Raw genomic sequence first — 26,661 nt, 5'->3', positions numbered from 1 at the left:
ATCCTTCAGCCTTGCTGCGGTTTCTCCGCCGCCTGCCACAGCACCTCGTCGATGCCCTGGCGGCGGGCGATCAGCCGGGCGGCGACGAACAGCAGGTCGGACAGTCGGTTGACGTAGGCCATGCCCACCGGGCGCAGCGGCTCATCGGCGTTTAGCCGCTGGCAGCGCCGTTCGGCAGTGCGCGCCAGGCTGCGGCAGACATGGGCCTGGGCCACCAGGCGCGAGCCGCCCGGCAAGATGAAGTTCTGCAGCGGGCCGAGTTCCTCGTTCCAGCGGTCGATGGCCGCCTCCAGGCGCGCCACCTCGTTTTCCTGCAGAGCCTGGTAGTCCGGCATCGCCAGCTCGCCGCCGAGGTCGAACAGACGGTGCTGGCAGGGCGCCAGGACCGCGATGATCTCGCCCAGTCCGGGACATGTGGTTGCCTGTTCATTCAGGTCCGCCAGCAGCAGGCCGAGCTGGCTGTTCAGCGTATCCAGCTCGCCCATGGCTTCCACCCGCGGGTGATCCTTGGCCACGCGGCGGCCATCGGCCAGGCCGGTCTCGCCCTTGTCGCCGGTCTTCGTGTAGATCTTGCTCAGTCGATGGCCCATCAGACGCTCGTGCTTTCGGTGGGGGCGGCCAGCGGCAGGCGCAGGGTGAAGCAGGTGCCCTGGCCCTGGGTGGATTGCACTTCCAGCTGCCCCTTGTGGTTGTTGGTGACGATGAAATAGGACACGGACAGGCCAAGGCCGGTGCCCTGGCCAACTTCCTTGGTGGTAAAGAACGGCTCGAAGATGCGCTTGCGCACCAGCTCGGGCATGCCGATGCCGTTGTCTTCCACCTGGATCTCCGCCCACGGCGGGTTGCAGCGGGTACGCAGGACGATGCGTCCCGGCTCGTCCTCATCGTCGCGCAGGTGGATGGCCTGGGCGGCGTTCTTCAGCAGGTTGAGCAGCACCTGTTCCATCTCGTTGGCGGTGGCGGGGACCGGGCCCAGTTTGGGGTCGAAGTCGCGTTCGATGGCGATGCCGCGGAAGTCGAAGCTCTCGGTCAGGTCGAAGTCGTTGCCGGCGATCTCCAGCGCCTGATCGATCAGCACCGGCAGCTGGCAGGGCGCCAACTGGCGGTTGCTGCGGCGGCTGAAGGCGAGCATGTGGCTGACGATTTTGGCCGCCCGGGAGCCGGCCTGGGCGATGCCGTCGAGCAACTGGGGAATCTCGCGGCTGTGCAGGTAGGCGTTGACGTCATCCAGGGCGATGCCCGCTTCCACGGCCAGGTCCTGGTTCTTCGCCAGTTCCGGCGACAGGCGCCGGCGGATGTTCTGCACGTTGTGCAGGATGGCGCCCAGCGGGTTGTTGATCTCGTGGGCCATGCCGGCGGCCAGGCCACCCACGGAGAGCATCTTCTCCGACTGCACCATCATCTCCTCCAGCGACAGGCGCTGGGTGATGTCGTCGATACGGATCACCACGCCACGGCCGCCAGCGCCCATCAGCGGGTAGAAGGTCAGGGCGTAGTGGTGGGCATCCTCGTCCTTGCGCCAGGTGACGCGCTCGATCTTCTCCACCTTGTGCTGTTCGGCGGTGCGCTTGAGCTGGGCAAGGAACGGCTTGAGCGGCGGGAAGGCGAGGAACACCGGCTGGTTCAGCGCCTCGTCCAGCGGCGTGCCGGAGAGGGCGCTGGCCTCCTGGTTCCACTGGGTGACGTAGAGCTGGTCGTCGAGGGCGATCAGCGCCGAGGGCATGGAGTCGATGATGTTGTTCAGGTAGTTCTGGAAGCCGGTGAGCTTCTTCTCGATCTTGCTGCGCACCTGCACTTCCAGCTCCAGCTTGCGGTTGGAGTGGCGGGTCTCCTCGGCCAGGCTCTGGGCCTGGCTGAAGGCGCTCTCGGCGTCGTCGCGGGCGCGCTTGAGCTGCTGCTCGCGGGCCTCGATGCGGCCGAGCATGGTGTTGAAGGCATCGGCCAGGCTGCCGATCTCGTCGCGGTTGCCGCGGGCGGCGCGCAGCGAGTAGTTCTCCTCGCGGGTGACCTGGCGCGACAACTCCTCCAGGCGGCGGATCGGCCGGGTGATCAGCCTGCGCACCTGGCGGGCGATCAGCGCCCAGAGCACCACGCTGATGGCGAGGATCGCCAGGCTGGCGGTCAGGGTGCCGGTGTAGAAGGCCCCGGGCAGCTCGCTGGAGGCCACCAGCAGCAGGTAGCCGGGCGGCTGGCCCGCTTGCGGCAGGGGAATCACCTGGGTGGAGCGGAATTCGCGCAGGCGCCAGTGCTCCAGTTCGTCGCTGCGCGACGGCAGCTGCAGCTCGGCGCCCAGCTGCAGCTCGGCCAGGCGCACGCCGGTGCCGTTGTACAGGGCGGCGGCGCGCAGCGGGGCGTAGTTCTCCAGGCGCTCCAGCAGCTTCTGCGCGGCCTCGGGCGTCGCCAGGGCGTGCCGGCTCAGCTCGGGGGTGGCGATCAGTTTGCCGATGGTCTGCAGGGCCTGGGGCGCGACGCTTTCCTGGGAGATCCAGTAGGCCGCGCTGATGAATGCCAGGTTGGCCACCAGCATGACCGCGGCCAGCAGGATTAGCAGCGCGAAGAGCAGCTTGCGGCCGACCGGCAGGTTGTCGAGGCGCTGGCGCAGACGGGTCAAGGGCGCGGCTTCCATTGAGGCTGGAGGGGCAGGGTAACGCTCGTTCACGTCACGGGCAATCCGCGGGCGGTGAGGTGCTCGCGCAGGCGCTGCAGCAGATCGTCCAGGTGTGGCAGCTTCAGTTGCAGGCGCTCGGCCTGGGTGCAGGCATGGCCCAGTAGGTAGGCGATCTCGGTGCGCCGGCCCTGGGCCACGTCCTGGTACATCGAGGAATAGTTGGCCGCGGTGCCGTCGATCACCCGCAGGACCTCGGCGTGCAGGTCCTCGGCGGCGTCTGGCTGGCCGGCCTGGCGCAGCAGCTCGGCCAGCTCGGTGCACAGCCCGGCCACCTCCTGCGGCCAGTCACGCAGGCCGCCGTTGCGGCAGTCGTGCAGCACGGTCAGCGGGTTGATCGCGCAGTTCAGCGCCAGCTTGCGCCACAGCTTGGCGAGGATGTCGTGGGTCCACTGGTGGGGAATATCGGCGGTATCCAAGTCGTCCAGCCACTCCGGAGTCCGCCGCTCGCCCTGCACGCCGAGCCAGGTATGGCCGCGGCCGGCGTAGACCACGCGGAAATCGCCCTCGCGGAAGGCGCCCTCGGTGCTGGAGGCGAACACGCAGCGCGCTCGTGGCAGGCGCGTGGCTACCGCCTCTTGGCTGCCCAGGCCGTTCTGCAGCAGGATGATCTCGGCGCCCGGGGCCAGGCGCGGCGCCAGGGCGGCGGTGGCCTCCTCGGCGTCATAGGCCTTGCAGGCCACCAGCAGGCGGCGGATCGGCGCGCCGTGGCTCGGCGTTTCCGCAGCGATGGGATGCAGGTTGGCCTGGCCATCTTCCACCAGGGTCAGGCCGCCGGCGGCGCGGTAGCGGGTCAGGCTGGCCTGGTCACGCAGGATCAGTTTTACCGGTACCCCGGCGCGGGCCAGGCGCGCGGCCCACAGGCCGCCCAGGCTGCCGGCACCGAGTACGTGCCAGCTCACTGTGGCAGCGGCAGGCGCAGTGCGCTGACCCGGCCGCTGGCGTAGGACTCCGGCAGGACGCGGCTGGCCTCGGCGAACAGGTAGTGCGGCTCGACGGGCAGCGACTTGGCATCCAGGCCGACCAGGGAGATGCCGGCCTTGAGGCTGATGAAGCCTTCGCTGGTCTTGAACGCCTTGAGGTTGAGGCCTTCGTGCAGGCGCTTGAAGCTGCTCGGCGAGCATTCGTGCAGGTCGTCGAGCATGGCGATCATGCCGAAGTGGGTGTCATCCACCCGGGTCAGCACGTCCAGCGGACGCACCAGTTGCTGCAGGCGCCGCGCCACGCCGTGCAGCACTTCGTTCCAGAAGCCGTTGCCGTACTGACGGCGCAGGGCTTCGCCTTCCTGCAGGCCGATCAGCAGATAGCACAGGGCGCCACCGCGGGACTCGACCTGACGCAGGCAGTCGTTGAGCTTCTGCTGCAGATAGCGCGGATTGCCCAGGCCGGTCAGCGAGTCGACCAGGTTGCGCTGCTCCAGGCTGGAGATGTTCTGGGTCAGCATGCGGTTTTCATTGAGCAGGCGCTGCAGGGTGTTGCACAGGCGGTCGGCGGCATACACGCGCGGCACCAGCTGTTCGTTCATCGCCGCCTTGCTGATGAAGTCGTCGACGCCACGGTCGAAGGCCTCCACCAGCACGTTCTCGCCTTCCTTGCCGGTGAGCAGGATGACGTAGGTGTAGTGCTCGGCCGTCTCGTCCAGCTGGCGCACCCGCCCGGTCAGCTCGAGGCCGTCCATCTCCGGCATCAGCCAGTCGGCCAGCAGCACGCTGGCGGGACGTTTTTCCAGCAGGCGCAGGGCTTCCGCGGCACTGTTGGCGAAGCGCACATCCTGGTAACCGGCCTGACTCAGGGCGCGGCCGATCATGGCGCTGGAAAACTTGGCGTCGTCCACCACCAGGATGCTGAGATGGGGGTTGGGCATTGAGGGGCTCACTGGCAGGAAAGGTGGCCGCCGCAGGTTGGCTGAGCGGCGTGGATCAGACTGGTTATAATGGGCGCGCCAATTTTATCGTCAAGTCAGGCGCGCTCAGTCCGTGAGGGGGATCGCGCCGTCCATCAGGAGCAAGCCCATGCCTTCGTTCGACGTGGTGTCGGAACTGGACAAGCACGAACTCACCAACGCGGTCGACAACGCCGTCAAGGAACTCGACCGCCGCTTCGATCTGCGCGGCAAGTGCAGCATCGAGAGCAAGGACAAGACCATCACGCTGACCGCCGAGGCCGAGTTCATGCTCGAGCAGGTCCTCGATATCGTGCGCGCCAGCCTGATCAAGCGCAAGATCGACTGCCAGTGCATGGAGGCCAAGGATGCCTATGCATCGGGCAAGGTGATGAAGCAGGAGGTGACCTTCCGCGAAGGCATCGACAAGGAGCTGGCGAAGAAGATCGTCGCCCATATCAAGGACAGCAAGCTCAAGGTCCAGGCCGCCATCCAGGGCGAGCAGGTGCGCATCACCGGCAAGAAGCGCGACGACCTGCAGGAGGCGATTGCCGCCCTGCGCGCCAAGGAATTCGGCATGCCGCTGCAGTACAACAACTTCCGCGACTGATCTGCCGGGAACCTCCGGCGCCGCGCGCACGTCCCAAGCAGTACACCCCTCACCGCCATGGCCAGCCATGGCGGTGTCGTTTCTGCCGTCCGAACAGGAGTGCGCTGATGCAATTCTCATACGACGAACTGGTGCGGCTGTCCCAGGCCTGGCTGCCGGTGGTGCTGGAGTACAGCGGCAAGCTGACCCTGGCACTGGTCACCCTGGTGCTCGGCTGGTGGCTGATCAACCGTGTGACCGGGCGCCTGCAGCTGCTGATGGAAGGGCGCAAGGTGGACCGGGCACTGACCGGCTTCATCGGCAGCCTGGCCAATATCCTGCTCAAGGTGCTGCTGATGGTCAGCGTGGCGACCATGATCGGCATCTCTACCGCTTCCTTCATCGCCGCCATCGGTGCCGCCGGCCTGGCCATCGGCCTGGCCCTGCAGGGCAGCCTGGCCAACTTCGCCGGCGGCGTGCTGATCCTGCTGTTCCGCCCATTTCGCATCGGCGACTGGATCGAGGCCCAGGGCCAGTCCGGTACCGTGGACAGCATCCAGATCTTCCACACCGTGCTACGCACCGGTGACAACCGGACGGTGATCCTGCCCAACGGCGCGCTGTCCAACGGCGCCATCGTCAACACCTCGCGCCAGGCGACCCGGCAGATAGTGTTCGACGTCAAGGTCGACTACGACAGCGACCTGCAACAGGCCCAACAGGTGCTGCGCGAGATGGCGGAGGATCCGCGGGTGCTCAAGGATCCGGCGCCGGCGGTGGTGGTCGCGGGCCTCGGCGAGACCGCCATCACCCTGTCGCTGCGGGTGTGGACGGCCAACTCGGACTACTGGCCGGTGACCTTCAAATTCAACGAGGAGATCCGCGACCGCCTGCGCCAGGTCGGCGTGGATATCGCCGTGCCGGGACTGCTGGCGCGGACCATCAAGGCCGCTACGCCGGCCTGATCAGGGTTCGCTGCGTGGCGCCGGCGTGCTCGGCGCGGGCAGCGGCTGGCTGCCCTGCTGGCGCCACTGCAGGATGATCAGCAGCAGGGTGGGAATGCCCAGTAGTGCGGTGGCGAGGAAGAACTGGGCGTAGCCGGCCTTCTCCACCATCACGCCCGAGTAGCCGCCGACCAGGCGCGGCAGCAGCAGCATGATCGAGCTGAGCAGGGCGTACTGGGTGGCGGAGAACTTCAGGTTGGTCAGGCTCGACAGGTAGGCGACGAAGGCCGCCGTGGCCAGGCCCGAGCTGAGGTTGTCGAGGGTGATGGTGAGCACCAGCATCAGCATGTGCGGGTCCAATACCTGCAACAGGTGGCCGACCGTCTGCTGGCCATAGCTGGTCGGGTCCGTTATCACACCGAGGCCGGAAAGCGTGGCGAACAGCAGGTTGGTGCCGGCCGAGGCCGCGCCGCCCAGCAGCAGGATCGGCAGGATGCCGAAGCGCACGATCAGCAGGCCGCCGAGGGCCGCGCCGAGCAGGGTCATGATCAGGCCGAACAGCTTGCTGACACTGGCGATCTGGCTCTTGGCGAAGCCCATGTCGATGTAGAAGACGTTGGCCATCACCCCCATCACGGTATCGGACATGCGATAGGTGGCGATCAGGCCGAGCAGCAGCAGGGCCTGCCAGCGGTAGCGCAGGATGAAGTCGTTGACCGGCGTCAGCACCGGCGCCAGGCCGCGACGGCCCATGCGTGACAGGCACACGGCGGTGAGAATGGTGTAGAGCAGGAAGCGCAGGGTGGCGCGGTCTTCGCGCAGCAGCTCGCCGAGGTCGATCTCGCCGCCGAACAGCAGGACGATGTCGCTGCGGAAGAACTGGGTGAACATGGCCGGCACCGACACCAGCAGCACGATCAGCACCAGTACCGAGGCCAGCTGGCGATACAGACCGTAGCGCGCGGCCGCCATCTGCGTCTGCAGCGGCACCGGCGGTTCGCGCATCCACAGGGTGGTGATCACCCCCGGCAGCATCAGCATGGCGAACAGCAGGTAGGTGCTGGCCCAGGCGCCGTGCTGGTAGCCGGCGCCCGGGTTGCCGAACCAGCCGGCGAAGTACAGCGCGCCGGCGGTGGCCAGCAGGGCGGCGACCCGGTAGCCGGCCATGTAGCTGGCGGCCAGGGCGGCCTGGCGGGTGTCGTCGACGATCTCCAGGCGGTAGGCGTCCACCGCGATATCCTGGGTGGCGGAGGCGAAGGCCACCACCACGGCCACGCCGATCAGCCAGGACAGGTGCTGCTGCGGATCGCACAGGGCCATGCCGATCAGGCCGAAGGCCACCAGGCCCTGGGACAACACCAGCCAGGAGCGGCGGCGGCCGAGGCGGCTGAGCAGCGGCAGGCGCCACTGGTCGAGCATCGGTGCCCACACCCACTTGAACGCGTAGGCCAGGCCGATCAGGCTGGCGTAGCCGATGGTCTGGTGGGTCACCCCTGCCTCGCGCAGCCACACCGAGAGGGTGGAGAACACCAGCATGTACGGCAGGCCGGCGGCGAAGCCCAGCAGCAGCAGGGCCAGGGTGGCCGGATGGGCATAGGTGGCGAGGGCGGCGCGCCAGGTTCTACGGGGCATGGGCGTGTTCGGACGAGGGCTCGGGCAAAGGGCGCACTCTAACCGTTCGCCTCCATCGGGCGCCAGCCGTGGCGGCGCATGTCGACGCGATCGTTGCGGATGGTCAGGCCCTCGGCGCGCAGGCGTGCGCGCTGTTCCTCGCCGGAAGGCGTGCCGGCCGCCAGGCTGAGACGGCCGCCGGCGCCGAGCACGCGATGCCAGGGCAGGCGGGTGTCCCCGGGCAACTGGCTGAGGGTACGGCCGACCCAGCGCGCGGCGCGGCCGAGGCCGGCCAGGGCGGCCAGTTCGCCATAGCTGATCACCTTGCCCTCGGGAATCTGCGCCATCACCAGATACAGCGCCGCACGGCGTCCTTCGGCACTTGCCGTGGGCTCCAGGGCTGGGGCATGTTCTGCCTTGTCGCCTCGTTCCTTCTTCGGTGGTCTGGCCATGTCGCGCGTCCTGCTGTCCTGTCTGTTGCTGAGCCTGGCTTGGCCTGTCGCCGCGGATACCGTGTGGCTGAACAACGGCGACCGCCTGAGTGGCGAGATCCTGTTGCTCGATGGCGGCAAGCTGGCGCTGAAGACCAAGTATGCCGGCCGCGTGCTGATCGACTGGAAGGATATCGACACCCTGGCCTCGGACAAACCCCTGATGCTGCGCCGCGAGGGTCTGGACAGCGAGATCGGGCACCAGCTCAAGGCGGCCGACAAGGGCAAGGTACAGGTGGTCAATGGCCGTAGCGAAACGGTGGCGCTGGCCAGCATCACTCGGTTGGTGCCGCCGCGTCCGCTGCTCAAGGACCGGGTCTGGGAGGGCAACCTGGATGCCAAGCTGGACATGGAGCGCAACGAGGACCGCACCGACGAGTGGAAGCTCAAGGGCGACACCCGCGTGGAGCACGGGCGCTGGCGCCACGTGTTGCGCGGTGAGCTGGAGAACGAGACGGAGAACGGTGAGAAGACCGAGGACAACTGGGAGTTGGAGTACGACCTCGACCGCTTCTTCACCGATCACTGGTTCTGGCGCAGCGGCTACGAGCAGCAGGAGGACCAGTTCGAAGGTATCACCCGCCAGCGCATCCTCGGCACCGGGCCGGGTTATCGCTTCTGGGACAACGAGCTGGGCCGTCTCGACCTGGTCGGTCAGGTCAATCGGGTGCGCCTGGACTCGCCCTATGGCGATCTGTCGTTCGACACCTGGTCCATGGAATGGGACTACAAGCGCCTGCTGTGGGGCTCGCGTCTGGAGTTCTACAGCACGGCCGAGTTGCAGGTGCCGCAGATCGACGAGATCGACTATGTGTTCGATGGCGAGGCGGGGCTGCGCTATCGCCTCAACGACTGGGCGCGGCTGTCGCTGCTGTACGAGCTGAACCAGCTGCGCGGGCTGGGCACCACGGTGTCCGACCGGCATTACCTGATCGGTCTCGGGGTCGGTTGGTAAGCGAATCGGCTGAACTTAGGCTGTCATTCTTCGGTCTGTGCTTGCTCACGCGGTGTGCATCCGGATAATGCGCGCCTTTTTCCAGGACCAGCCTGTTGTCGATGCCCATGAAGCCGTCCCGCTCCCTGCTCTGCCTGGCGCTCGCCGCCGTTCCCACCTCGCTGCTCGCCGACACCGTCTGGCTGAAGAACGGCGACAAACTCACCGGTACCATCCGGCTGTTCGATAGCGGCAAGCTGCTGTTGCAGACCGAATACGCCGGCAGCATCACCCTGGATGTGAAGAAGATCGCCACCCTGGAAAGCGACCGCGCGCTGCTGGTGAAGCAGAACGATTTCGTCGGCGAACATGCCAAGTCGCTCAAGCCGGCCGGGCAGGGCCAGGTCGAGCTGGTCAACGGCACGGCGCCGCGCGTGGTGGAACTGGCGTCGATCAGCCAGATGCTGCCGCCCAAGCCGCTGGTGCAGGACCTGACCTGGGATGGCACGCTGGACTTCTCCGCCGACTACAAGCAGGCCGAGAACGACATCAAGGACTATGACATCGACCTCGATACCAAGGCGCGCCACGGCGCCTGGCGGCATGGTATCGCCGCCGAGTACGACCACGAGACCAAGGACGACGAGCGCAAGACCGACCGCGTTGAGCTGGAGTACGACCTCGATCGCTTCCTCACCCAGAAGTTCTTCTGGCAGGGCCAGCTGAAGTACAGCCACGACCGCATCGAGGACCTGGAGACCCAGCGCACCATCGGTACCGGCCCCGGTTACCAGTTCTGGGACAACGAACTGGGCGCCTTCTCCATCGCCGGTCTGCTCAACCGCAACGACTACGTGTTCGCCGATGGCAGCAGCGAGCACTTCAACTCCGCCGCCATGGAGTGGGACTACAAGCGCTACCTGCACGGCAAGAATCTCGAGCTGTACACCCAGGGCGAACTGGGCGCGCCCTTCACCGACGAGATCGACTACGTCATCGATACCGAGGCCGGCGTGCGCTACAAGCTCAACAGCTGGGCGGCGCTGAGCCTCAAGGCCGAGTGGGACAAGGTCGCCAGCGAGCATGGCGACACCAACGAGCGCCGCTACATGATCGGCTTGGGCGTGGGCTGGTAAGCCGCTCAGTCGTACTCCGCCTCTGCGTGGTCGCCCAGCAGCCTGAGCTGGCGCGGCGTACAGGCGGCCAACACCTGCGGATTGAAGCGCCACTGCAGATAGGGCGAGAACTTCTGCGTCACCATGCGTCGGCCGTAATGCACCTGCAGCAGGTAGCGGCTGCGCTCGGATGTGCGGTTTCGGCTGCCGGCGTGCCACAGCTCGCTGCGCAGGAACAGCACGTCGCCGGCGCGACACAGCACCGGTTGCGGTCCGTGGCCGCGCCAATCCTGCTCGCCCTCTGTCGGCGGCCGACCGGCGCGGTGGCTGCCGGGAATCACCAGGGTCGGGCACAGGTCCTCGTCGATATCGCTCAGGTACAGCTGCGCCGTGCAGATCTGCATCGGTAGCTCGAAGGTCGGATCGTTCAGCAGGCTGCTCGGCAGCTGCATCGCCAGGTAGTCGAGATGCAGCCCGGCGCCGATGAAGCCGGGATGGCAGCGCCAGGCGGTCTGGCCGATCACATGACAGTCGGCACCGAGCGCCGCCTCCGCCAGTTCGATCACGCCCGGCAGGTCCAGATAGGGCAGCCACAGCGGGTCGCGGTTGAACACGCACTTGTAGTGATCGACCAGGCCGGTGTAGTCCCAGTGCTGCGGCTGCAATGCGTCGGTGGCGGCACGCAGCTCGGCGAGCTGGCGGCTATCCAGCACGCCGCGCAGCAGCGCGAAGCCCTGCTGGTGCAGCGACTGCAGGTGGTGCGCGGTGGCCCGGTCCATGAGTGTGTTCCGCTGGCGGAAGTCCTCTCCATGCTGGCACGCGCGCGAATCGCAGGCAAAAAAAGACCCGGCAAAGTGCCGGGTCAATAACCGTGATTAGCCTGATGAGGAGATAATCTGAAGAGTCCGACTGCGTGGTCTCTTGAGCTTATCGGCTGATCTCGCGACCAGTTGCGGTAATAATAACAATTCTCATTTTGCAGTCAACACTCGGATGAGAATTATTTTCGACTGGTTGGCAAAAGCCCGGAAAAACAAACCCCGGCCTGGGCCGGGGTCTGGCGCGTCAGTGCTGGACTCAGGTGGGCTGCAGCTGGGTACGCAGCTGGGTGACTTCCTTGTTCAGCAGGTCGATGCGCCGTGCCATGCTCTCGATCAGGCTGTGGGCGATGCGCGGGTTGCTCTGCATCAGGCTGAGGAACTGGTCCTTGGGGATCACCATCACGGTGCAGGGCTCGCTGGCGATCACCGTGGCGCTGCGCTTCTCGCGGGTGAACACGGCCATGGCGCCGAAGATCTCGTCCTTCTGCACGTCGCCGACCTTCTGCCCATCGACATGGGCCTCGGCGTGGCCCTCGATGATCACGAACACGTGGTCGGCGTCATCACCCTGGTGGATCAGCTCTTCGCCGGCGGCGAAGTGTTGGAAACCGGTGGCCGGGCGGATTTCCGGCTGCTTGAGGCGAGCCAGGGCGTCGGAGAGCAGGGCGGTGTGGCCGATCAGGTACTGGATGAACAGCTCCTGGCGCTGCTCGCTGCCGTAGATGTGCTTGAACACCTCGTTGCGCGCATAGGGCACCAGGCTCAGCTGCTCTTCGCTGCTGTAACGGCAGCTGGGCAGGTCGATGCCCTGGCGCAGGCCGACCAGGTCGCCTTCCTGCAGATAGAACAGCGGGCGCTCATCGACCTGGGCGTGCAGCAGGCCGTTCTCGATGATGTACAGCTGGTTGCCGGGCAGGATCTTCGCCAGGTCATCGACCTGTTCCAGACGCAGGGAGGCACCGCTGGGCTGCAGCCCGTCGAGCAACTGCGTGGGAATGCTCTGCAGGCGTTGGATCAGCTGGTCGGCGTAGGCCGGTTGCTCCCCGAGTAGGTACATAAAGGTAATTCCTTGAACTGGCTGCGCTGACGATAAGGCACGCGGGTGTCCGCAACAATAGGTGGCGACGTGGTACAGGTAAATCCCGCCGCTCGGAGGTTGTGAGCTAGCTCTTGTTGCTTGCCCCAGGTTCGTCCAGCTGGCCGTTGAGTCTGGCCTTGAGCCCGGGGGGCAGATCGTTCCAGTGGACGTCGAGCAAGGCGCCTTCGATCGCATAGAGCAGGACCTTGGAGGCGCGGAAGCCGCGGGCGCGCACCGCCCGGTAGGCGTCCACCGCGCCCAGGCGGCGCAGGTCGTTGGCGCTGTGAATGCCTACCGCGTGCAGCCACTGTGCCGAGGTCTTGCCCAGGTTCTTCAGGTGTTGCAGTTCATCGTTCATGGCGCCTCCTTGCCTCTCTTGCGCAGTCACGAATGAGGCCGGGTCGGGAGGCCTGCGAGAAAGTGTAGCGGCCAACGCACAAAACGCTTTTGCTGCCCGTCGCCCCAGGCCTGGCGCAGCCTGGGCAGCAGCTCCGGCAGGGGATCGCGGCCGCTGGCCTGCTCCAGCTTCTGCACGGCGGACCAGGTGCCGAGGTAGCCCATCAGCTGCTGCAGGTCCCACTCCAGCTCGATGGCGAAGGCCGGCACCTGGATGCGCGCAAACGGCGGCTGGATATCGCGGTAGCCGGCATCGACGCTGGCGCGACCGCTGGGCCAGTAACCGCCCAGGGTGTTCCAGTAGAAGTCGTCGAGCATCGTGTCCAGCGCAGCGTCGATGCGCAGCAGGCTATAGCACCAGGCGCAGAACAGCCCGTCCGGCCTGAGCAGGCGGCGGGTCTCGGCGAAGAACGCCGGCGTGGCGAACCAGTGCAGGGCCTGGGCCACCACGATCAGGTCGAGGCTGGCATCGGCCAGCGGCTGGGCGCTGGCGTCCGCGGCGAAGCAGTCGACGCCTTGCAGGTCGGGGGCGGCGCGCAGTTGCTCGGGGCTGCCGTCGCAGGCCAGCACCTGGTCGAAGTGTTGCAGCAGCGGGCGGCTGGCCTGGCCGTTGCCGCAGGCGATGTCCAGCGCGCGTTCCTGGCCGGGGCTGTTGGCGGCCAGCCAGGTAAACAGGCTGTCGGGGTATTGCGGGCGGAAGCTGGCATAGGCGTCGGCACGATTGCCGAACAGGCGGGTGATCTCGCTCATGGAGCCTCGGCGTCAGAGGGGGCGATAGCGCATGCGGGTGCCGAACTGCATGGACAGGAGAATCTCGTCGGCGCACAGCTGGGCCGGGAAGTAGGCGCCGGAGATCTGCGCGTGAGCGATGCTGGCGCCTTCCAGGTTGGCCTCGCGCAGGTCCAGGCCGCGCAGGTCGGCGCCACGGAAATAGGCGTCGGTGAAGTCGATGCGGCTGGCTTCCAGCAGACGCAGGTCGAGACCGCGCAGATCGGCGCCGCGCAGGTCGACGGGGCCGTCCTTGGGTTTCTGCTTGTTGAAGTCGGCAACCTTCTCGTCACGCAGCAGGCGGTAGAGCGGGTTATCCAATTGGCGGGGCTGGCTCATGGGGTGCCTCCATTCAGGGCCTGTCGGCAGTATAGACAGTCCCCGAGGGACGCGACTCAGAGCCCGGGCAGGCGTTGGCGAATGCTGTCGATCAGGCCGTCCAGGCTAGCCGCCTGGTGGGTGTCGACGCGGCGGCTGTGGGCCTGCTCGTCCGCATTCAGTTCGTCGCGGCTGGCCTGCTGGGCCTGGATCACTTCGAGGGTGGCATCGGACGGGTCGTTGCCCTCGGCCTGGCGTTGCTGCAGCCAGGCGGCGATCACGTCCTGCGGAGCCTGGCAGTCGAGGATCAGGAACGGCGCGCCATTCTGCTCGGCGACCTGCCAGGCGGCGGCGCGCTGGTCGTGCTTGAGGTAGGCGGCGTCCAGAACCACCGGGAAACCGGCGTGCAGGGCGCTTTCCGCCAGTTGATGCAGCCGGGCATAGGTCGCGGTGCTGGCTTCGGCGCTGTAGATGCCGTCGTTCAAGCCGCCTTTGGCGGCATCCGGCTGCTCGCCGAACAGGCGCTTGCGTTCCACGTCCGAACGCAGGCGAATCGCGCCCAGGGCTTCGACCAGGCGCAGCGCTACCTGGCTCTTGCCGACGGCGGAGACGCCGCTGGTGATGGCCAGGAACGGCGTGGGAATGGCGCTGTAGCTTTCCGCCAGGTTGGCGTAGTTGCGGTACTGGCGCAGGGTGGCGGCCTTCTGCACCGCGTCGCTCTGGTGGGCCAGGCTGAACAGCGCGACCTTGGCTCGCACCAGGGCGCGGTGGGCCTTGTAGAGGTTGAACAGCTCCAGGGCGTCGTAGTCGCCGCTGCGTTCCAGCCAGGCGCTGACGAAACGTCGCGACAAGGCTTTGAGGCCGCGGTCTTCCAGGTCCATGGCGAGGAAGGCGGCGTCCAGGGCGGTGTCGATCAGGCGGAATTCCTCGTTGAATTCGATGCAGTCGAACAGCACGACCTTGCCGTCGAGCAGGGTGGCGTTGCCCAGGTGGATATCGCCATGGCACTCGCGGATCGCGCCGGCCTCGGCGCGCCGGGCCAGCAGAGGTTCCAGGCGGGCGATGCTGGTTTCCACCCAACCTTCCAGGGCCTCGAGTTGGCGCAGGTCGGCGGCGTCGGACAGCAGCGGGCGGATCTGTACGAAGTTCTGCCGCATCGGCGCGACGATGGCCTGTGGCTCGCACAGCGGGTGATCGACAGCCACGGCCGGGGTACGGCCGTGGAAGTCGGCGATCTGCTGGGCCAAGGCGTCAATATGCGCCGGGGTCAGCTCGCCGCGCGACTGCACCGCGCTGAGCAGTCGGGTCTGCGGGAACTGGCGCATCTTCAGCACGTACTCGATGGCCGCGCCTTCACCGCCCAGTTGCGGGGCATTCTCGCTGCCGGTGATCGGCAGCACGTCCAGGTACAGGCCCTCGGTCAGGCGCTGGTTGAGGCGCAGCTCTTCGCCGCAGAAGTGCTGGCGCTTGCTCAGGTCGGTGAAGTCGAGAAAGCCGAAGTTGACCGGCTTCTTGATCTTGTAGGCGTAGGGACCAGTGAGCAGCACCCAGGAGATGTGCGTCTCGATGACCTGGAATCCTTCCACCGGATGGGGGTAGAGGGCCGGGTTCTGCAGGGCGGCGATCAGGGCTTGGCTCACGGTCTTTCCTTGTGCTTCTGGCATCGATAAGAGGCGGCATTATGGCCGCTGTGAGGCGCTCTGCAAACCGCCGGGGCGCGCCTGTCGGCCCCTGGCAAAGTGCGTATAATGCCGCGCCATGACTCGTTCCCGTACCCCCCGCAAAGGCGCCAAGCGCCGCGCCAGCAGCCGTTCCTGGCTGGGCTGGCTGTTCAAACTGTCGCTGGTCGGCCTGGTGCTGCTGGCCGGTTTCGCCGTTTACCTGGACGCCGTGGTGCAGGAGAAATTCTCCGGCAAGCGCTGGACGGTGCCGGCCAAGGTCTATGCGCGGCCGCTGGAGCTGTTCGTTGGCCAGAAGCTCAGCAAGGAAGACTTCCTTACCGAGCTGGATGCCCTCGGCTATCGTCGCGAAGGCGCCGCCAACGGCCCGGGTGCGGCGGCGGTGAACGGCAATCTGGTCGACCTGCATACCCGCGGCTTCCAGTTCTACGAAGGTAACGAGCCGGCCCAGCGGGTGCGGGTGAAGTTCTCCGGCGATTACGTGGCCGGCCTCAATCAGGGCAGTGGCGCCAAGCTGGCGGTGGCGCGCATGGAGCCGCTGCTGATCGGCGGCCTGTACCCGGCGCACCATGAAGATCGAATCCTGATCAAGCTGGATCAGGTGCCGCCCTACCTGGTCGAAACCCTGGTGGCGGTGGAGGATCGCGAGTTCTTCAATCACTTTGGTGTGTCGCCCAAGGGCATCGCCCGCGCCGTGTGGATCAACGCCACGGCCGGCCAGCTGCGCCAGGGCGGCAGTACCCTGACCCAGCAGTTGGTGAAGAACTTCTACCTCACCAGCGAGCGCAGCCTGACCCGCAAGCTGACCGAAGCCATGATGGCGGTGCTGCTGGAGCTGCACTACGACAAGAAGGAGATCCTCGAGGCCTACCTCAACGAGGTGTTCCTCGGTCAGGACGGCCAGCGCGCTGTGCATGGTTTCGGTCTGGCCAGCCAGTACTTCTTCAGTCAGCCGCTCGGCGAGCTGAAGCTAGAGCAGGTGGCCCTGCTGGTCGGCATGGTCAAGGGGCCGACCGTATACAATCCGCGGCGCAACCCGGAGCTGGCGCTCAAGCGCCGCAACCTGGTGCTCGATCTGCTGGCGGAGCAGGGCGTGGTCACCGCCGAAGTGGCCGAGGCAGCCAAGCAGAAGCCGCTGGGCGTGACCAAGCGCGGTAGCCTGGCCGACAGCTCGTTCCCCGGCTTCCTCGATCTGGTCAAGCGCCAACTGCGCGAGGACTACCGCGAGGAAGACCTGACCGAAGAAGGCCTGCGCATCTTCACCAGCTTCGATCCGATCCTGCAGCTCAAGGCCGAGTCGGCGCTGGGCGAGACCCTCAAGCGCTTGTCCGGGCGCAAGGGTGTGGACGAAGTGGAAGCGGCCATGGTGGTGACCAATCCGGAGACTGGCGAAATACAGGCGCTGATCGGCAGTCGCCAGCCGCGCTTCGCCGGTTTCAACCGGGTGCTGGACGCCAATCGACCGATCGGCTCGCTGATCAAGCCGGCCGTGTATCTCACCGCCCTTGAGCGTCCGAGCCAGTACACCCTGACTAGCTGGCTGGAGGACACGCCGTTCTCGGTGAAGGGCCAGGATGGCCAGGTCTGGCGGCCGAAGAACTACGACGGCAAGGCCCACGGTTCCATCTATCTCTATCAGGGCCTGGCCAACTCCTACAACCTGTCGACTGCCAAGCTGGGCCTGGAACTGGGCGTGCCGAATGTGCTCAAAACCCTCGAGCGCCTGGGCGTCGAGCGCGAGTGGCCGGCCTATCCGTCGATGCTGCTGGGCGCTGGCGCGCTGAGCCCGATGGAAGTGGCCACCATGTACCAGACCCTGGCCAACGGCGGCTTCAATACGCCGTTGCGCGGTATTCGCAGTGTGCTGGCCGCCGAGGGCGAGCCGCTCAAGCGCTACCCCTTCCAGATCCAGCAGCGTTTCGATCCGGGTGCCATCTACCTGGTGCAGAACGCCATGCAACGAGTGATGCGCGAAGGCACCGGGCGCTCGGTGTACAGTCAGCTACCGGCGTCGCTGAATCTGGCTGGCAAGACCGGTACCAGCAACGACTCGCGTGACAGCTGGTTCGCCGGCTTCAGTCAGGATCTGCTGGCAGTGGTATGGATGGGCCGCGACGACAACGGCACGACACCGCTGACCGGCGCCACCGGCGCTCTGCAGGTCTGGACCGGTTTCATGAAAAAGGCCGACCCGCTGCCGCTGGACATGCCGATGCCGGACAATGTCACGCCGGCCTGGGTGGACGCTTATAGCGGCCAGGGCTCCGCCGCTGGCTGCCCGAATGCCGTGGAAATACCCTATATCCGTGGCAGCGAGCCGGCTCCCGGTCAGCCTTGCGGCCTGCTGGAGGCGCCGGCGGACAACGTGATGGACTGGGTGCGTGGTTGGCTCAACTGAATTCGCTGAAGTGAGAAAAATGCATGGCTAAGTGGTGGGTTTGCGTGATGCTGGCGTCGGCGGTTCTGTCCGGATGTGCCAGTGTGCCCAGGGGGGCGATTCCGGTGCAGGACTCCTCAGGTCGCCTGATGGAAGACGAGCAGGGCGCCTTCGCCGGCCGCGGCGCAACGAGTGCCCAGCCGCAACAGGCGCAGCCCCAGAGCCTGCCGGAGGATTCCGGCGTGGTGGTAATGGTGCCGGGCGGCGTGACGTCCGCGCCGCTGGAAACCTATCCGGATGGCAGCAGCGCGACGCCGGCTACCTACGGTTCGGCGCCGCTGAGCAGTGGTCCGATTTCCAGCGCGGGTGCCTATCAGCAGCCTAGCGCGCCCAGTGGCATTCCCACTGGCGGTAGCCTGGCCGGTGATGAGCAGCTGGATGGTCCGGTGCTAGCGCTGCTCACCAGTGCCCAGCAGCAACAGGGCAGTGGTGATCTGGAAGGCGCTTCGTCCAGCCTGGAGCGTGCCCAGCGCATCGCCCCGCGGGAGCCGCAGGTGCTCTATCGCCTGGCCGAGGTGCGTCTGGCCCAAGGGGATGCGGCCCAGGCCGAACAGCTGGCGCGCCGTGGTCTGAGCTTCGCCAGTGGTCGCCCGGCCCTGCAGGCCGGCCTATGGGGCCTGATCGGCCAGGCTCGTGAGCGTCAGGGCGACCCCGCTGGCGCCGCCCAGGCCCGTGAGCGGGCGCGGGTCAATCTCTGATGGACTCGCGCTTCTCGGCGTTGGCCGATCAGCTTCTGCTGATCGAGCGAGAGTTGCGTGTGCTGGGCATGTGGTCGGCCGAGTCGCCGTCTGCCGAGGCGCTGGCCAGCCAACAGCCGTTCTGCGTCGATACCTTGGACTTCGGGGCCTGGCTGCAGTGGATTTTTCTGCCACGGATGAAGCAGCTGCTGGAGTCCGATGGGCCATTGCCGTCGGTTTCCGGTATTCGTGAGATGGCAGAAATGAGCTGGCCTGGCAGTGAGGCTCAAACGCGAGGGTTGCTGGCGGCGCTGGGGGAGTTCGATCGGTTGATTGGGAGCGCTCATTGAGCGCTCCGGGTTTCTTCTATTTGCAATGTTCCGCAATCGCCTTTTCGCTTTCGGCGATTCTGGCTTGACGCTCCTCTTCATTCAAGCGGCGCAATTCTCCCTTCTCTTCCACGCGTATCCGAGGGTTGTTGCGCAGTTGTGCTAGGTCCGTGCGGACATCTTCGCAGTATTTCTTGCGCTCTGCCTCTTGCTTGGCAACGTCTTGCTTGACCTTCTCGTCGACTGTCTCCTGCTGCTTGTCGCCTGATTCGGCAGCGGCTTTCGGTTGAGGAGGGGCGACCTTGGGTTGGGAAATGTTCGGATTTACCGACGCGGCTTCCTGCCCCTCCGGCGGCTGCGAGCCAAAGTGAACATTACCTTGGCCATCCACCCACTTGTAAATCTGGCCGGCAGTGGCACCAGTGCTCAGGGCGAGCAGCACACTGCACGCGAGAATCATGCGACGCATGTCGTTTCCTTTTATCGGCAGCAAAACCTGCCCGTTACTATAACCAAAACCCGCGAATCTTCATCCTGCGCCATGTCACAAGCCGGCAGCGCAAGAAACTGTGACGTATAACTTGACTTGGCGTTCGCTAATCCGAACAATCGGTCCCTCCTGCTGTTGTGAGGTCCGCCGCAAGCGTCCCTCAGCTCAGTGGAAAAAGGCGCTACCCGTGCCGACCCCCGTTACACCCGCAACGCGTTACCTCGCGCTGGGAAGGAAGGGCTCCGCAAGATTGGGCCGTTCCGCTACTCGTCAGGCAGACCCCTGCATTATCAGCGACCACAGTCGCGCCCGTCCGCTGACCAGTAAGACCTACTCAAAGGACCACTCGTTGTCGGGTGGTGATCTGGCGTTCTAGAGGTGAACAACGTGGAGCTTTTATCCGGCGCTGAAATGGTCGTCCGCTCGTTGCGTGACGAAGGCGTTAAGTACATCTATGGGTACCCGGGCGGTGCCCTCCTGCACATCTACGATGCCCTGTTCAAGGAACCGGAAGTTACCCACATCCTGGTTCGTCACGAGCAGGCCGCCACTCACATGGCCGACGGCTACGCCCGTGCCACCGGCAAGGCCGGTGTGGTGCTGGTGACTTCTGGCCCGGGGGCGACCAATGCCATTACCGGCATTGCCACCGCCTACATGGACTCGATCCCGATGGTGATCATCTCCGGTCAGGTGCCCAGCACCGTGGTCGGTACCGACGCCTTCCAGGAAACCGACATGGTCGGTATCTCGCGTCCGATCGTGAAGCACAGCTTCATCATCAAGCATCCTTCGGAAATCCCCGAAGTGATCAAAAAGGCTTTCTACCTCGCCCAGTCCGGCCGTCCCGGCCCGGTGGTCGTGGACATTCCCAAAGACATGGGCGATCCGTCGCAGAAGTTCGAGTACAGCTACCCGAAGAAGGTCAAGCTGCGCTCCTACAGCCCGGCTGCCCGTGGTCATTCCGGGCAGATCCGCAAGGCCGCCGAGATGATTCTGGCCGCCAAGCGTCCGGTCATGTACTCCGGTGGCGGCGTGGTCATGGGCGGCGCTTCCGAGCCGCTGACCGAGCTGGCGCGCATGCTCAATATCCCGGTGACCAACACCCTCATGGGGCTTGGCGCCTTCCCGGGCACCGATCGCCAGTTCGTCGGCATGCTCGGCATGCACGGCAGCTACACCGCCAACCTGGCCATGCACCACGCCGACGTGATCCTGGCCGTCGGTGCGCGTTTCGATGATCGCGTGATCAATGGCGAGACTGCGGCCAAGTTCTGCCCGAACGCCAAGATCATTCACATCGACATCGACCCGGCCTCGATCTCCAAGACCGTCAAGGCCGACATCCCGATCGTTGGTCCGGTGGACAGCGTGCTGACCGAGATGGTCGCCATCCTCAAGGAAATCGGCGAGACCCCGAACAAGGAAACCGTCGCCAACTGGTGGAAGCAGATCGACGAGTGGCGTGGTAGCGGCCGCCTGTTCCCCTACAACGAGGGTGACGGCAGCATCATCAAGCCGCAGGCGGTGATCGAGACCCTCAGCGAAGTGACCCGTGGCGACGCCTACGTCACTTCCGACGTGGGCCAGCACCAGATGTTCGCGGCGCAGTACTACCGCTTCAATAAGCCCAATCGCTGGATCAACTCCGGTGGCCTGGGCACCATGGGCTTCGGCTTCCCGGCCGCCATGGGCGTCAAGCTGAACTTCCCGGAAGCCGACGTGGCCTGCGTCACCGGCGAGGGCAGCATCCAGATGAACATCCAGGAGCTGTCGACCTGCCTGCAGTACGACCTGCCGGTGAAGATCATCAACCTGAACAACGGTGCTCTGGGCATGGTTCGCCAGTGGCAGGACATGCAGTACAGCAGCCGTTATTCGCACTCCTACATGGAATCGCTGCCTGACTTCGTCAAGCTGGCCGAGGCCTATGGTCACGTGGGCATGCGCATCACCGACCTGAAAGACCTCAAGCCGAAGATGGAAGAAGCCTTCGCCATGAAGAACCGCCTGGTGTTCCTCGACATCGCCGTCGATACCAGCGAGCACGTGTACCCGATGCAGATTCGCGGCGGTGCCATGCGTGACATGTGGCTGAGCAAGACGGAGCGGACCTGAACATGCGCCATATCATCTCCCTGTTGCTGGAAAACGAACCCGGTGCCCTGTCGCGCGTGGTTGGCCTGTTCTCCCAGCGCAACTACAACATCGAAAGCCTGACCGTGGCGCCGACCGAAGACCCGACCCTGTCGCGTCTGACGCTGACCACCGTGGGGCATGACGATGTGATCGAGCAGATCACCAAGAACCTCAACAAGCTGATCGAAGTGGTCAAGCTGGTGAACCTGTCGGAAAGCGCGCACATCGAGCGCGAGCTGATGCTGGTGAAAGTGAAGGCCACCGGCGCCCAGCGCGCCGAGGTCAAGCGCACCACCGACATCTTCCGCGGGCAGATCGTCGACGTGACCAGCAGCGTCTATACCATCCAGCTGACCGGTACCAGCGACAAGCTGGACAGCTTCATCCAGGCCATCGGCACCGCGTCGATCCTGGAGACCGTGCGCAGCGGTGTCACCGGTATTGCGCGTGGCGATAAAGTCCTGAGTATCTGATCGTCATGTTGCGAAAGAGCCCTGCCCAGTGCGGGGCTTTTTATTTCTGGCGGTTCCAGAAGGCGGCGATCAGCGGGTCCTTGAGGCGCCTCTGCAGGGCGAACAGGCCGATGTCGTAGGCGGTCAGCGGCGGCTGGATATCGTAGATGCGGATGCGCGCGGTCAGCGGGCTGTTGTCCAGGACGATCTGTGGCACCACGCCGATGCCGAACCCCAGGCTCACCATGCTGACGATGGCCTCGTTGCCGCTCACCTGGGCGTAGATGCGCGGCTTGATGTTGTGGCTCTTCAGCCAGCGGTCGGTGCGGGTTCGCGCCAGTCCCTCTTCCGAGAGGATCATCGGTACGTCTTTCCAGCTTTCCGCGCTGGGGTGTTTCAGTTGCTCGTCGCTGAGTAGCTGTGACGACTGTGGACCGATGAAGCGCAGCTCGGAACGGGCGATGGGCTGAAACTCGACGTCGGCCGGCAGGTTGTCCGGGCGAGCGCCGATGGCCAGGTCTTCCAGTTCCTGCTGCACGCGCTCGACGGCCTTGGCAGGGTCGCCGGTGTGCAGCTTCATTTCGATGCGCGGGTAGTTCTGCCGGAAGCTGCTGAGGATGTCGTACAGAAAGCTGTAGCTGGCCGTGACCGAGCAATACAGGGAGAGCTCGCCGTGCAGGATTAGTTGGTCCTGCTTGAAAGTCTGACGAATGGCCTGCCAGCCGTTCATCACTTCCTGGGCGTACTCGCGAAACTGCTGGCCCTCGCGGGTCAGTCGCACCGAGCGGTTGTCGCGCAGAAATAGCGGGGCGCCAAGTTCATCTTCGAGTTGCTTGATGCTGCGGCTAAGAGCGGAAGGACTGACGTGCTGTTCACGGCTGGTCTTGCCGAAGTGCAGGTTGTCTGCCAAAGAAAGAAAAAGCTTGAGTGCGTGGCTGTCCATATCCGTTTCATATATCGGCATGTTGTATTGCAAATATATCATTTTACGCAATGGAGAGGATGGCTTAAGGTGCCTCCGTAGCGGTGCTGAGCACCCCCTTTATTCGATCCAGAAGAGCCAAGAACATGAAAGTTTTCTACGACAAAGACTGCGACCTCTCCATCATCCAGGGCAAGAAAGTCGCCGTTATCGGCTACGGCTCCCAGGGCCACGCCCAGGCGTGCAACCTGAAAGACTCCGGTGTTGATGTCACCATCGGTCTGCGCAAGGGCTCCGCTACCGTCGCCAAGGCCGAGGCTCATGGCCTGAAAGTGACCGACGTGGCCACCGCCGTAGCCAACGCCGACCTGGTCATGATCCTGACCCCGGACGAGTTCCAGGGCCGCCTGTACAAGGACGAGATCGAGCCGAACATCAAGAAAGGCGCCACCCTGGCCTTCTCCCACGGCTTCTCGATCCACTATAACCAGGTCGTGCCGCGTGCCGACCTCGACGTGATCATGATCGCGCCGAAGGCCCCGGGCCACACCGTGCGTTCCGAGTTCGTCAAAGGCGGCGGCATCCCTGACCTGATCGCCATCTACCAGGACGCTTCCGGCAATGCCAAGAACGTCGCCCTGTCCTACGCCGCCGGCGTCGGCGGCGGTCGTACCGGCATCATCGAGACCACCTTCAAGGACGAGACCGAAACCGACCTGTTCGGTGAGCAGGCCGTTCTCTGCGGCGGCTGCGTCGAGCTGGTCAAGGCCGGTTTCGATACCCTGGTCGAAGCCGGCTACGCGCCGGAAATGGCCTACTTCGAGTGCCTGCACGAGCTGAAGCTGATCGTCGACCTGATGTTCGAAGGCGGCATCGCCAACATGAACTACTCGATCTCCAACAACGCCGAGTACGGCGAGTACGTGACCGGTCCGGAAGTCATCAACGCCGAATCCCGTCAGGCCATGCGCAACGCCCTGAAGCGCATCCAGGACGGCGAATACGCCAAGATGTTCATCAGCGAAGGCGCGGCTAACTACCCGTCCATGACTGCCTACCGCCGCAACAATGCCGCTCACGGCATCGAAGTGGTCGGCGAGAAGCTGCGTGCGATGATGCCGTGGATCTCCGCCAACAAGATCGTCGACAAGACCAAGAACTGAGTCTTCGATGTTCGAAAAAGAACGCGGCTTCGGCCGCGTTTTTTTATGCGCGTAGCGGGCTTCTGGTATAAAGCCCACTCGTTTAGCCGTGCCGCCGGCGAACCTGCGTCGGTGGTATCGGTCGAAGTCTCATCCAATCGCTGCAAGGTATTGTTCATGAACGAACGTCCCGAGGACTCCGGCAAGGCCCCCGAACCGGAGAGCCTGCTGCCCATCGATGAACACGTGGAGGAAGGCCAGGATGCCGAGGGCCGCAAGGTCCGCCACCGTGGCATCTATCTGTTGCCCAACTTGTTCACCACGGCGGCGCTGTTTTCCGGCTTCTACGCCATCGTCAACGGCATGAACGGCCAGTTCGATCACGCCGCCATCGCCATCTTCGTTGCCATGGTGCTCGACGGCCTCGACGGCCGCGTGGCTCGCCTGACCAACACCCAAAGCGCCTTCGGCGCGGAGTATGACTCGCTGTCCGACATGGTCGCCTTTGGCGTCGCGCCGGCACTGGTCGCCTTCGAGTGGGCTCTCGGTAGCCTGGGCAAAGTCGGCTGGATGGTCGCCTTCATCTATGTGGCCGGTGCTGCGCTGCGTCTGGCGCGTTTCAATACCATGGTCGGCAAGGCCGACAAGCGCTACTTCATCGGCCTGGCCAGCCCCGCTGCTGCAGCATTGGTGGCCGGTACCGTGTGGGCCTTCAGCGACTTCGGCATCAAGGGCTCGAACATGGCCTTCGTGGTCGCCCTGTTGGTGGCTGCCGCCGGGACGCTGATGGTCAGCAACATCAAATACCACAGCTTCAAGGACCTGGATCTCAAGGGGCGTGTGCCTTTCGTGGCCATTCTGATCGTGGTGCTGGTGTTCGCCGTGGTGTTCAGCGATCCGCCCCGCATCCTGCTGCTGATCTTCCTCGCCTACGCGGCGTCCGGTCCTGTGCAATATTTGTTGCAACTGCGTCGGCGCAAAGCGGCCGAGTGATGTAATTTCCTCGCGGCTCCGCAGTCTACTGGCGCATTCGATGTCCAGGCTGTGGAGCCCGCCATGCTGATCAAGACCCCTCCCGCATCCGCAGAGCGCGAATGCGATATCACCCCCGAAGCCGTTTACCTCTCCCGGCGCCGTTTCATGGCCGCTGCTGGCGGAGCCATGGCGTTGAGTGTGTTGCCAGCGCAAGCGGATGCCACTCGGTACACGCATGTCGAGCCCGGTTCAATGCCCGGCTGGTTTGCCGAGAAGCTGCCCGATGTGCGCTGGCAAGCGGTAACGGCGGGTGAAGAGGCGCTGACGCCCTATCCGGATGTCACGCAGTACAACAACTTCTACGAGTTCGGCACTAACAAGGGCGATCCTGCGCGCCACGCCGGCAAGCTCGAGGTCGAGCCCTGGTCGGTGATGATCGATGGCGAGGTGGCCAAGCCTGGCCCGGTATCGCTCGAACAACTGGTCCAGCCGCATCGGCTGGAGGAGCGCATCTATCGTCTGCGCTGCGTCGAAGCCTGGTCCATGGTCATCCCTTGGCTCGGCTTCCCGCTGGCCGATTTGCTCAAACGCGCCGAGCCGACCGGCAATGCCAAGTTCGTCCGTTTCGAAACCAAGGTGGCGCCAGAGCAGATGGCGGGTGTGCGCTCCGGATTCTCGCTGATCGACTGGCCCTATGTAGAGGGGCTGCGCATGGATGAGGCCATGCATCCCTTGGCGATCATGGCGGTGGGTCTCTACGGACGCGTTCTGCCCAATCAGAATGGCGCGCCGCTGCGCCTGGTGGTGCCGTGGAAGTACGGCTTCAAGAGCATCAAATCCATCGTGCGCATCAGTCTGGTTGCGGAGCAGCCGAAAACTACCTGGGAAAGTCTGGCGCCAGACGAATATGGTTTCTACGCCAATGTGAACCCAGGCGTCGACCATCCGCGTTGGAGCCAGGCGACCGAGCGCCGTCTACCCAATAGTCTGTTCAGTCCCAATGTCGTCGATACCAGGCTGTTCAACGGCTATGACGAAGTGGCCAGCCTCTATGCCGGTCTCGATCTGCGGAAGCATTACTGATGCGCTTCCCGATCTGGCGTGGGTTGGTGTTTCTCGTGGCCTTGTCATTTCCCGCGTATTGGCTGTACGAAGGATTGCAGCGACTGACCGGCCCCGATCCCGGCAAGGTGCTGGTGGATAACTTGGGGCAGGGCGGGCTGATCTTATTGCTGCTGACGCTGAGCATGACCCCGCTTCGCCGCATGACCGCCTGGGGTGGCTGGTTGGCGGTGCGGCGTCAGCTGGGGCTGTGGTGCTTCTCATATATAGTGCTGCACCTCTGCGGCTATCTGCTGTTCATTCTCGGCCTGCGCTTTGATCGTTTGCTGGTGGATATCAGCGAACGCCCTTACATCATTGTCGGTGCGCTGGCGCTATTTGGCCTGCTGCCGCTCGCGCTGACTTCCAATCGTTACAGTCAGCGCCGCCTGGGCGCGCGTTGGCGGCAGCTGCATAGATTGGTATACCCGATTCTCGGCCTGGCGTTGCTGCACATGCTGTGGGTAGTGCGCTCCGACATAGGTGAGTGGCTGGCCTATGCCGCATGCGGCGGCGCTCTGATGCTCTTGCGTCTGCCGGGTGTGGCGAGCGCCTTGCCGGCCCTTCACGAGAAGATGACAAAAACTTTGCACAAAGGAGTTGACGGTTAGATTTGGTCCCCTATAATGCGCACCACTTCCGGCGCAGTTCTCTCGGAAAACTCCTTGAAATTCAAAGAGTTGGATGAAAAAAAGAGATTGACCGG

27 protein-coding genes are annotated in these 26,661 nt (G+C 64.8%); 13 read left to right on the top strand and 14 right to left on the bottom strand.

The window, feature by feature from the left end:
* Positions 1-5: 5 nt before the first annotated feature.
* The 4 genes from FFS62_RS21410 to FFS62_RS21395 are packed head-to-tail and all read right to left on the bottom strand — an operon-like array spanning position 6 to position 4,529.
* Positions 6-590, bottom strand: coding sequence for a cob(I)yrinic acid a,c-diamide adenosyltransferase (locus FFS62_RS21410; RefSeq protein WP_137974891.1), 585 nt, complete (start codon positions 588-590; stop codon positions 6-8).
* Entirely contained in the window at positions 590-2,611 is a 2,022-nt protein-coding gene (locus tag FFS62_RS21405) for an ATP-binding protein (protein WP_371920169.1), read from the bottom strand. Before FFS62_RS21405 ends, FFS62_RS21410 begins: the two co-directional genes overlap by 1 nt.
* Before the next feature lie 44 nt (positions 2,612-2,655).
* Positions 2,656-3,567: a putative 2-dehydropantoate 2-reductase gene (locus tag FFS62_RS21400; protein WP_137974889.1), complete on the bottom strand. Its 912-nt coding sequence runs from the start codon at positions 3,565-3,567 to the stop codon at positions 2,656-2,658.
* Positions 3,564-4,529 carry a response regulator gene (locus FFS62_RS21395; RefSeq protein ID WP_137974888.1) on the bottom strand — a complete coding sequence of 322 codons (966 nt, stop codon included), beginning with the start codon at positions 4,527-4,529 and terminating at the stop codon, positions 3,564-3,566. The genes FFS62_RS21400 and FFS62_RS21395 overlap by 4 nt, the downstream gene beginning before the upstream one ends.
* Before the next feature lie 148 nt (positions 4,530-4,677).
* Here FFS62_RS21395 and FFS62_RS21390 point away from each other — a divergent pair, with 148 nt between their 5' ends.
* Together FFS62_RS21390 and FFS62_RS21385 are read left to right on the top strand one after the other, a co-directional pair.
* On the top strand, positions 4,678-5,157 hold the full coding sequence (locus tag FFS62_RS21390; RefSeq protein WP_137974887.1) for a YajQ family cyclic di-GMP-binding protein: 480 nt from the start codon (positions 4,678-4,680) through the stop codon (positions 5,155-5,157).
* A gap of 107 nt (positions 5,158-5,264) precedes the next feature.
* Positions 5,265-6,101, top strand: coding sequence for a mechanosensitive ion channel family protein (locus FFS62_RS21385; RefSeq protein ID WP_137974886.1), 837 nt, complete (start codon positions 5,265-5,267; stop codon positions 6,099-6,101).
* Here FFS62_RS21385 and FFS62_RS21380 read toward each other — a convergent pair whose 3' ends face one another.
* Together FFS62_RS21380 and FFS62_RS21375 are read right to left on the bottom strand one after the other, a co-directional pair.
* Positions 6,102-7,712, bottom strand: a complete 1,611-nt coding sequence (locus FFS62_RS21380; protein ID WP_137974885.1) for an AmpG family muropeptide MFS transporter — start codon at positions 7,710-7,712, stop codon at positions 6,102-6,104.
* A 38-nt stretch (positions 7,713-7,750) separates the two neighbouring features.
* Complete coding sequence (locus FFS62_RS21375; RefSeq protein WP_137974884.1) at positions 7,751-8,143, bottom strand: MGMT family protein; 393 nt, start codon at positions 8,141-8,143, stop codon at positions 7,751-7,753.
* Here FFS62_RS21375 and FFS62_RS21370 point away from each other — a divergent pair.
* Positions 8,142-9,137 (top strand): DUF481 domain-containing protein, encoded by a 996-nt coding sequence (locus FFS62_RS21370; RefSeq protein WP_137974883.1) that lies wholly within the window; start codon positions 8,142-8,144, stop codon positions 9,135-9,137. The two genes, FFS62_RS21375 and FFS62_RS21370, sit on opposite strands and share 2 nt — an antisense overlap.
* A gap of 107 nt (positions 9,138-9,244) precedes the next feature.
* A complete protein-coding gene (locus tag FFS62_RS21365; protein ID WP_137974882.1) occupies positions 9,245-10,252 on the top strand; it encodes a DUF481 domain-containing protein in 1,008 nt (335 codons plus the stop codon).
* Positions 10,253-10,257: 5 nt separating this feature from the next.
* Here the strand turns inward: FFS62_RS21365 and FFS62_RS21360 are convergent, their stop codons facing one another.
* From FFS62_RS21360 to FFS62_RS21335, 6 genes are all read right to left on the bottom strand, one after another.
* A complete protein-coding gene (locus tag FFS62_RS21360) occupies positions 10,258-11,010 on the bottom strand; it encodes a phytanoyl-CoA dioxygenase family protein (RefSeq protein WP_137974881.1) in 753 nt (250 codons plus the stop codon).
* Between the two features lie 298 nt (positions 11,011-11,308).
* Entirely contained in the window at positions 11,309-12,109 is an 801-nt protein-coding gene (locus FFS62_RS21355) for a cyclic nucleotide-binding domain-containing protein (RefSeq protein WP_137974880.1), read from the bottom strand.
* A gap of 106 nt (positions 12,110-12,215) precedes the next feature.
* Entirely contained in the window at positions 12,216-12,488 is a 273-nt protein-coding gene (locus tag FFS62_RS21350; protein ID WP_137974879.1) for a TfoX/Sxy family protein, read from the bottom strand.
* A 26-nt stretch (positions 12,489-12,514) separates the two neighbouring features.
* Positions 12,515-13,276 (bottom strand): class I SAM-dependent methyltransferase, encoded by a 762-nt coding sequence (locus tag FFS62_RS21345; RefSeq protein WP_137974878.1) that lies wholly within the window; start codon positions 13,274-13,276, stop codon positions 12,515-12,517.
* 12 nt (positions 13,277-13,288) lie between these two features.
* Entirely contained in the window at positions 13,289-13,633 is a 345-nt protein-coding gene (locus FFS62_RS21340) for a pentapeptide repeat-containing protein (RefSeq protein ID WP_137974877.1), read from the bottom strand.
* Positions 13,634-13,689: 56 nt separating this feature from the next.
* A complete protein-coding gene (locus FFS62_RS21335; protein WP_137974876.1) occupies positions 13,690-15,252 on the bottom strand; it encodes a bifunctional aminoglycoside phosphotransferase/ATP-binding protein in 1,563 nt (520 codons plus the stop codon).
* A gap of 118 nt (positions 15,253-15,370) precedes the next feature.
* Here FFS62_RS21335 and mrcB point away from each other — a divergent pair, with 118 nt between their 5' ends.
* Genes mrcB through FFS62_RS21320 form a run of 3 tightly spaced genes read left to right on the top strand, consistent with a single transcriptional unit; the run spans position 15,371 to position 18,755 of the window.
* Complete coding sequence (mrcB, locus tag FFS62_RS21330; protein WP_137974875.1) at positions 15,371-17,689, top strand: penicillin-binding protein 1B; 2,319 nt, start codon at positions 15,371-15,373, stop codon at positions 17,687-17,689.
* Positions 17,690-17,712: 23 nt separating this feature from the next.
* Positions 17,713-18,426: a tetratricopeptide repeat protein gene (locus FFS62_RS21325; RefSeq protein WP_137974874.1), complete on the top strand. Its 714-nt coding sequence runs from the start codon at positions 17,713-17,715 to the stop codon at positions 18,424-18,426.
* Complete coding sequence (locus FFS62_RS21320) at positions 18,426-18,755, top strand: YqcC family protein (RefSeq protein ID WP_137974873.1); 330 nt, start codon at positions 18,426-18,428, stop codon at positions 18,753-18,755. Before FFS62_RS21325 ends, FFS62_RS21320 begins: the two co-directional genes overlap by 1 nt.
* Before the next feature lie 16 nt (positions 18,756-18,771).
* Here FFS62_RS21320 and FFS62_RS21315 read toward each other — a convergent pair whose 3' ends face one another.
* A complete protein-coding gene (locus tag FFS62_RS21315; RefSeq protein WP_137974872.1) occupies positions 18,772-19,203 on the bottom strand; it encodes a DUF4124 domain-containing protein in 432 nt (143 codons plus the stop codon).
* 408 nt (positions 19,204-19,611) lie between these two features.
* Between FFS62_RS21315 and FFS62_RS21310 the strand changes: the two genes are divergently transcribed.
* Both FFS62_RS21310 and ilvN read left to right on the top strand, forming a co-directional pair.
* Positions 19,612-21,342 carry an acetolactate synthase 3 large subunit gene (locus tag FFS62_RS21310; RefSeq protein WP_137974871.1) on the top strand — a complete coding sequence of 577 codons (1,731 nt, stop codon included), beginning with the start codon at positions 19,612-19,614 and terminating at the stop codon, positions 21,340-21,342.
* Between the two features lie 2 nt (positions 21,343-21,344).
* The gene (gene ilvN, locus FFS62_RS21305; protein ID WP_137974870.1) at positions 21,345-21,836 is read left to right on the top strand and encodes an acetolactate synthase small subunit; all 492 of its coding nucleotides are present in this window, start codon (positions 21,345-21,347) and stop codon (positions 21,834-21,836) included.
* Between the two features lie 40 nt (positions 21,837-21,876).
* Here ilvN and ilvY read toward each other — a convergent pair whose 3' ends face one another.
* Entirely contained in the window at positions 21,877-22,758 is an 882-nt protein-coding gene (gene ilvY, locus FFS62_RS21300; RefSeq protein WP_137974869.1) for an HTH-type transcriptional activator IlvY, read from the bottom strand.
* A 125-nt stretch (positions 22,759-22,883) separates the two neighbouring features.
* Here ilvY and ilvC point away from each other — a divergent pair, with 125 nt between their 5' ends.
* From ilvC to msrQ, 4 genes are all read left to right on the top strand, one after another.
* Positions 22,884-23,900 carry a ketol-acid reductoisomerase gene (gene ilvC, locus FFS62_RS21295; RefSeq protein WP_137974868.1) on the top strand — a complete coding sequence of 339 codons (1,017 nt, stop codon included), beginning with the start codon at positions 22,884-22,886 and terminating at the stop codon, positions 23,898-23,900.
* A 156-nt stretch (positions 23,901-24,056) separates the two neighbouring features.
* Positions 24,057-24,872: a CDP-diacylglycerol--serine O-phosphatidyltransferase gene (gene pssA, locus FFS62_RS21290; RefSeq protein ID WP_137974867.1), complete on the top strand. Its 816-nt coding sequence runs from the start codon at positions 24,057-24,059 to the stop codon at positions 24,870-24,872.
* A 63-nt stretch (positions 24,873-24,935) separates the two neighbouring features.
* Positions 24,936-25,937, top strand: coding sequence for a protein-methionine-sulfoxide reductase catalytic subunit MsrP (gene msrP, locus FFS62_RS21285; protein WP_137974866.1), 1,002 nt, complete (start codon positions 24,936-24,938; stop codon positions 25,935-25,937).
* Positions 25,937-26,566: a protein-methionine-sulfoxide reductase heme-binding subunit MsrQ gene (gene msrQ / locus FFS62_RS21280; protein ID WP_137974865.1), complete on the top strand. Its 630-nt coding sequence runs from the start codon at positions 25,937-25,939 to the stop codon at positions 26,564-26,566. The genes msrP and msrQ overlap by 1 nt, the downstream gene beginning before the upstream one ends.
* Positions 26,567-26,661: the final 95 nt, after the last annotated feature.

The sequence above is a fragment of the Pseudomonas sp. F(2018) genome (assembly GCF_005508865.1).
Classification (GTDB): domain Bacteria; phylum Pseudomonadota; class Gammaproteobacteria; order Pseudomonadales; family Pseudomonadaceae; genus Aquipseudomonas.
The sequence above is the reverse complement of the archived record's forward strand: the minus strand, read 5'-3'. Positions and strand labels throughout refer to the sequence as shown.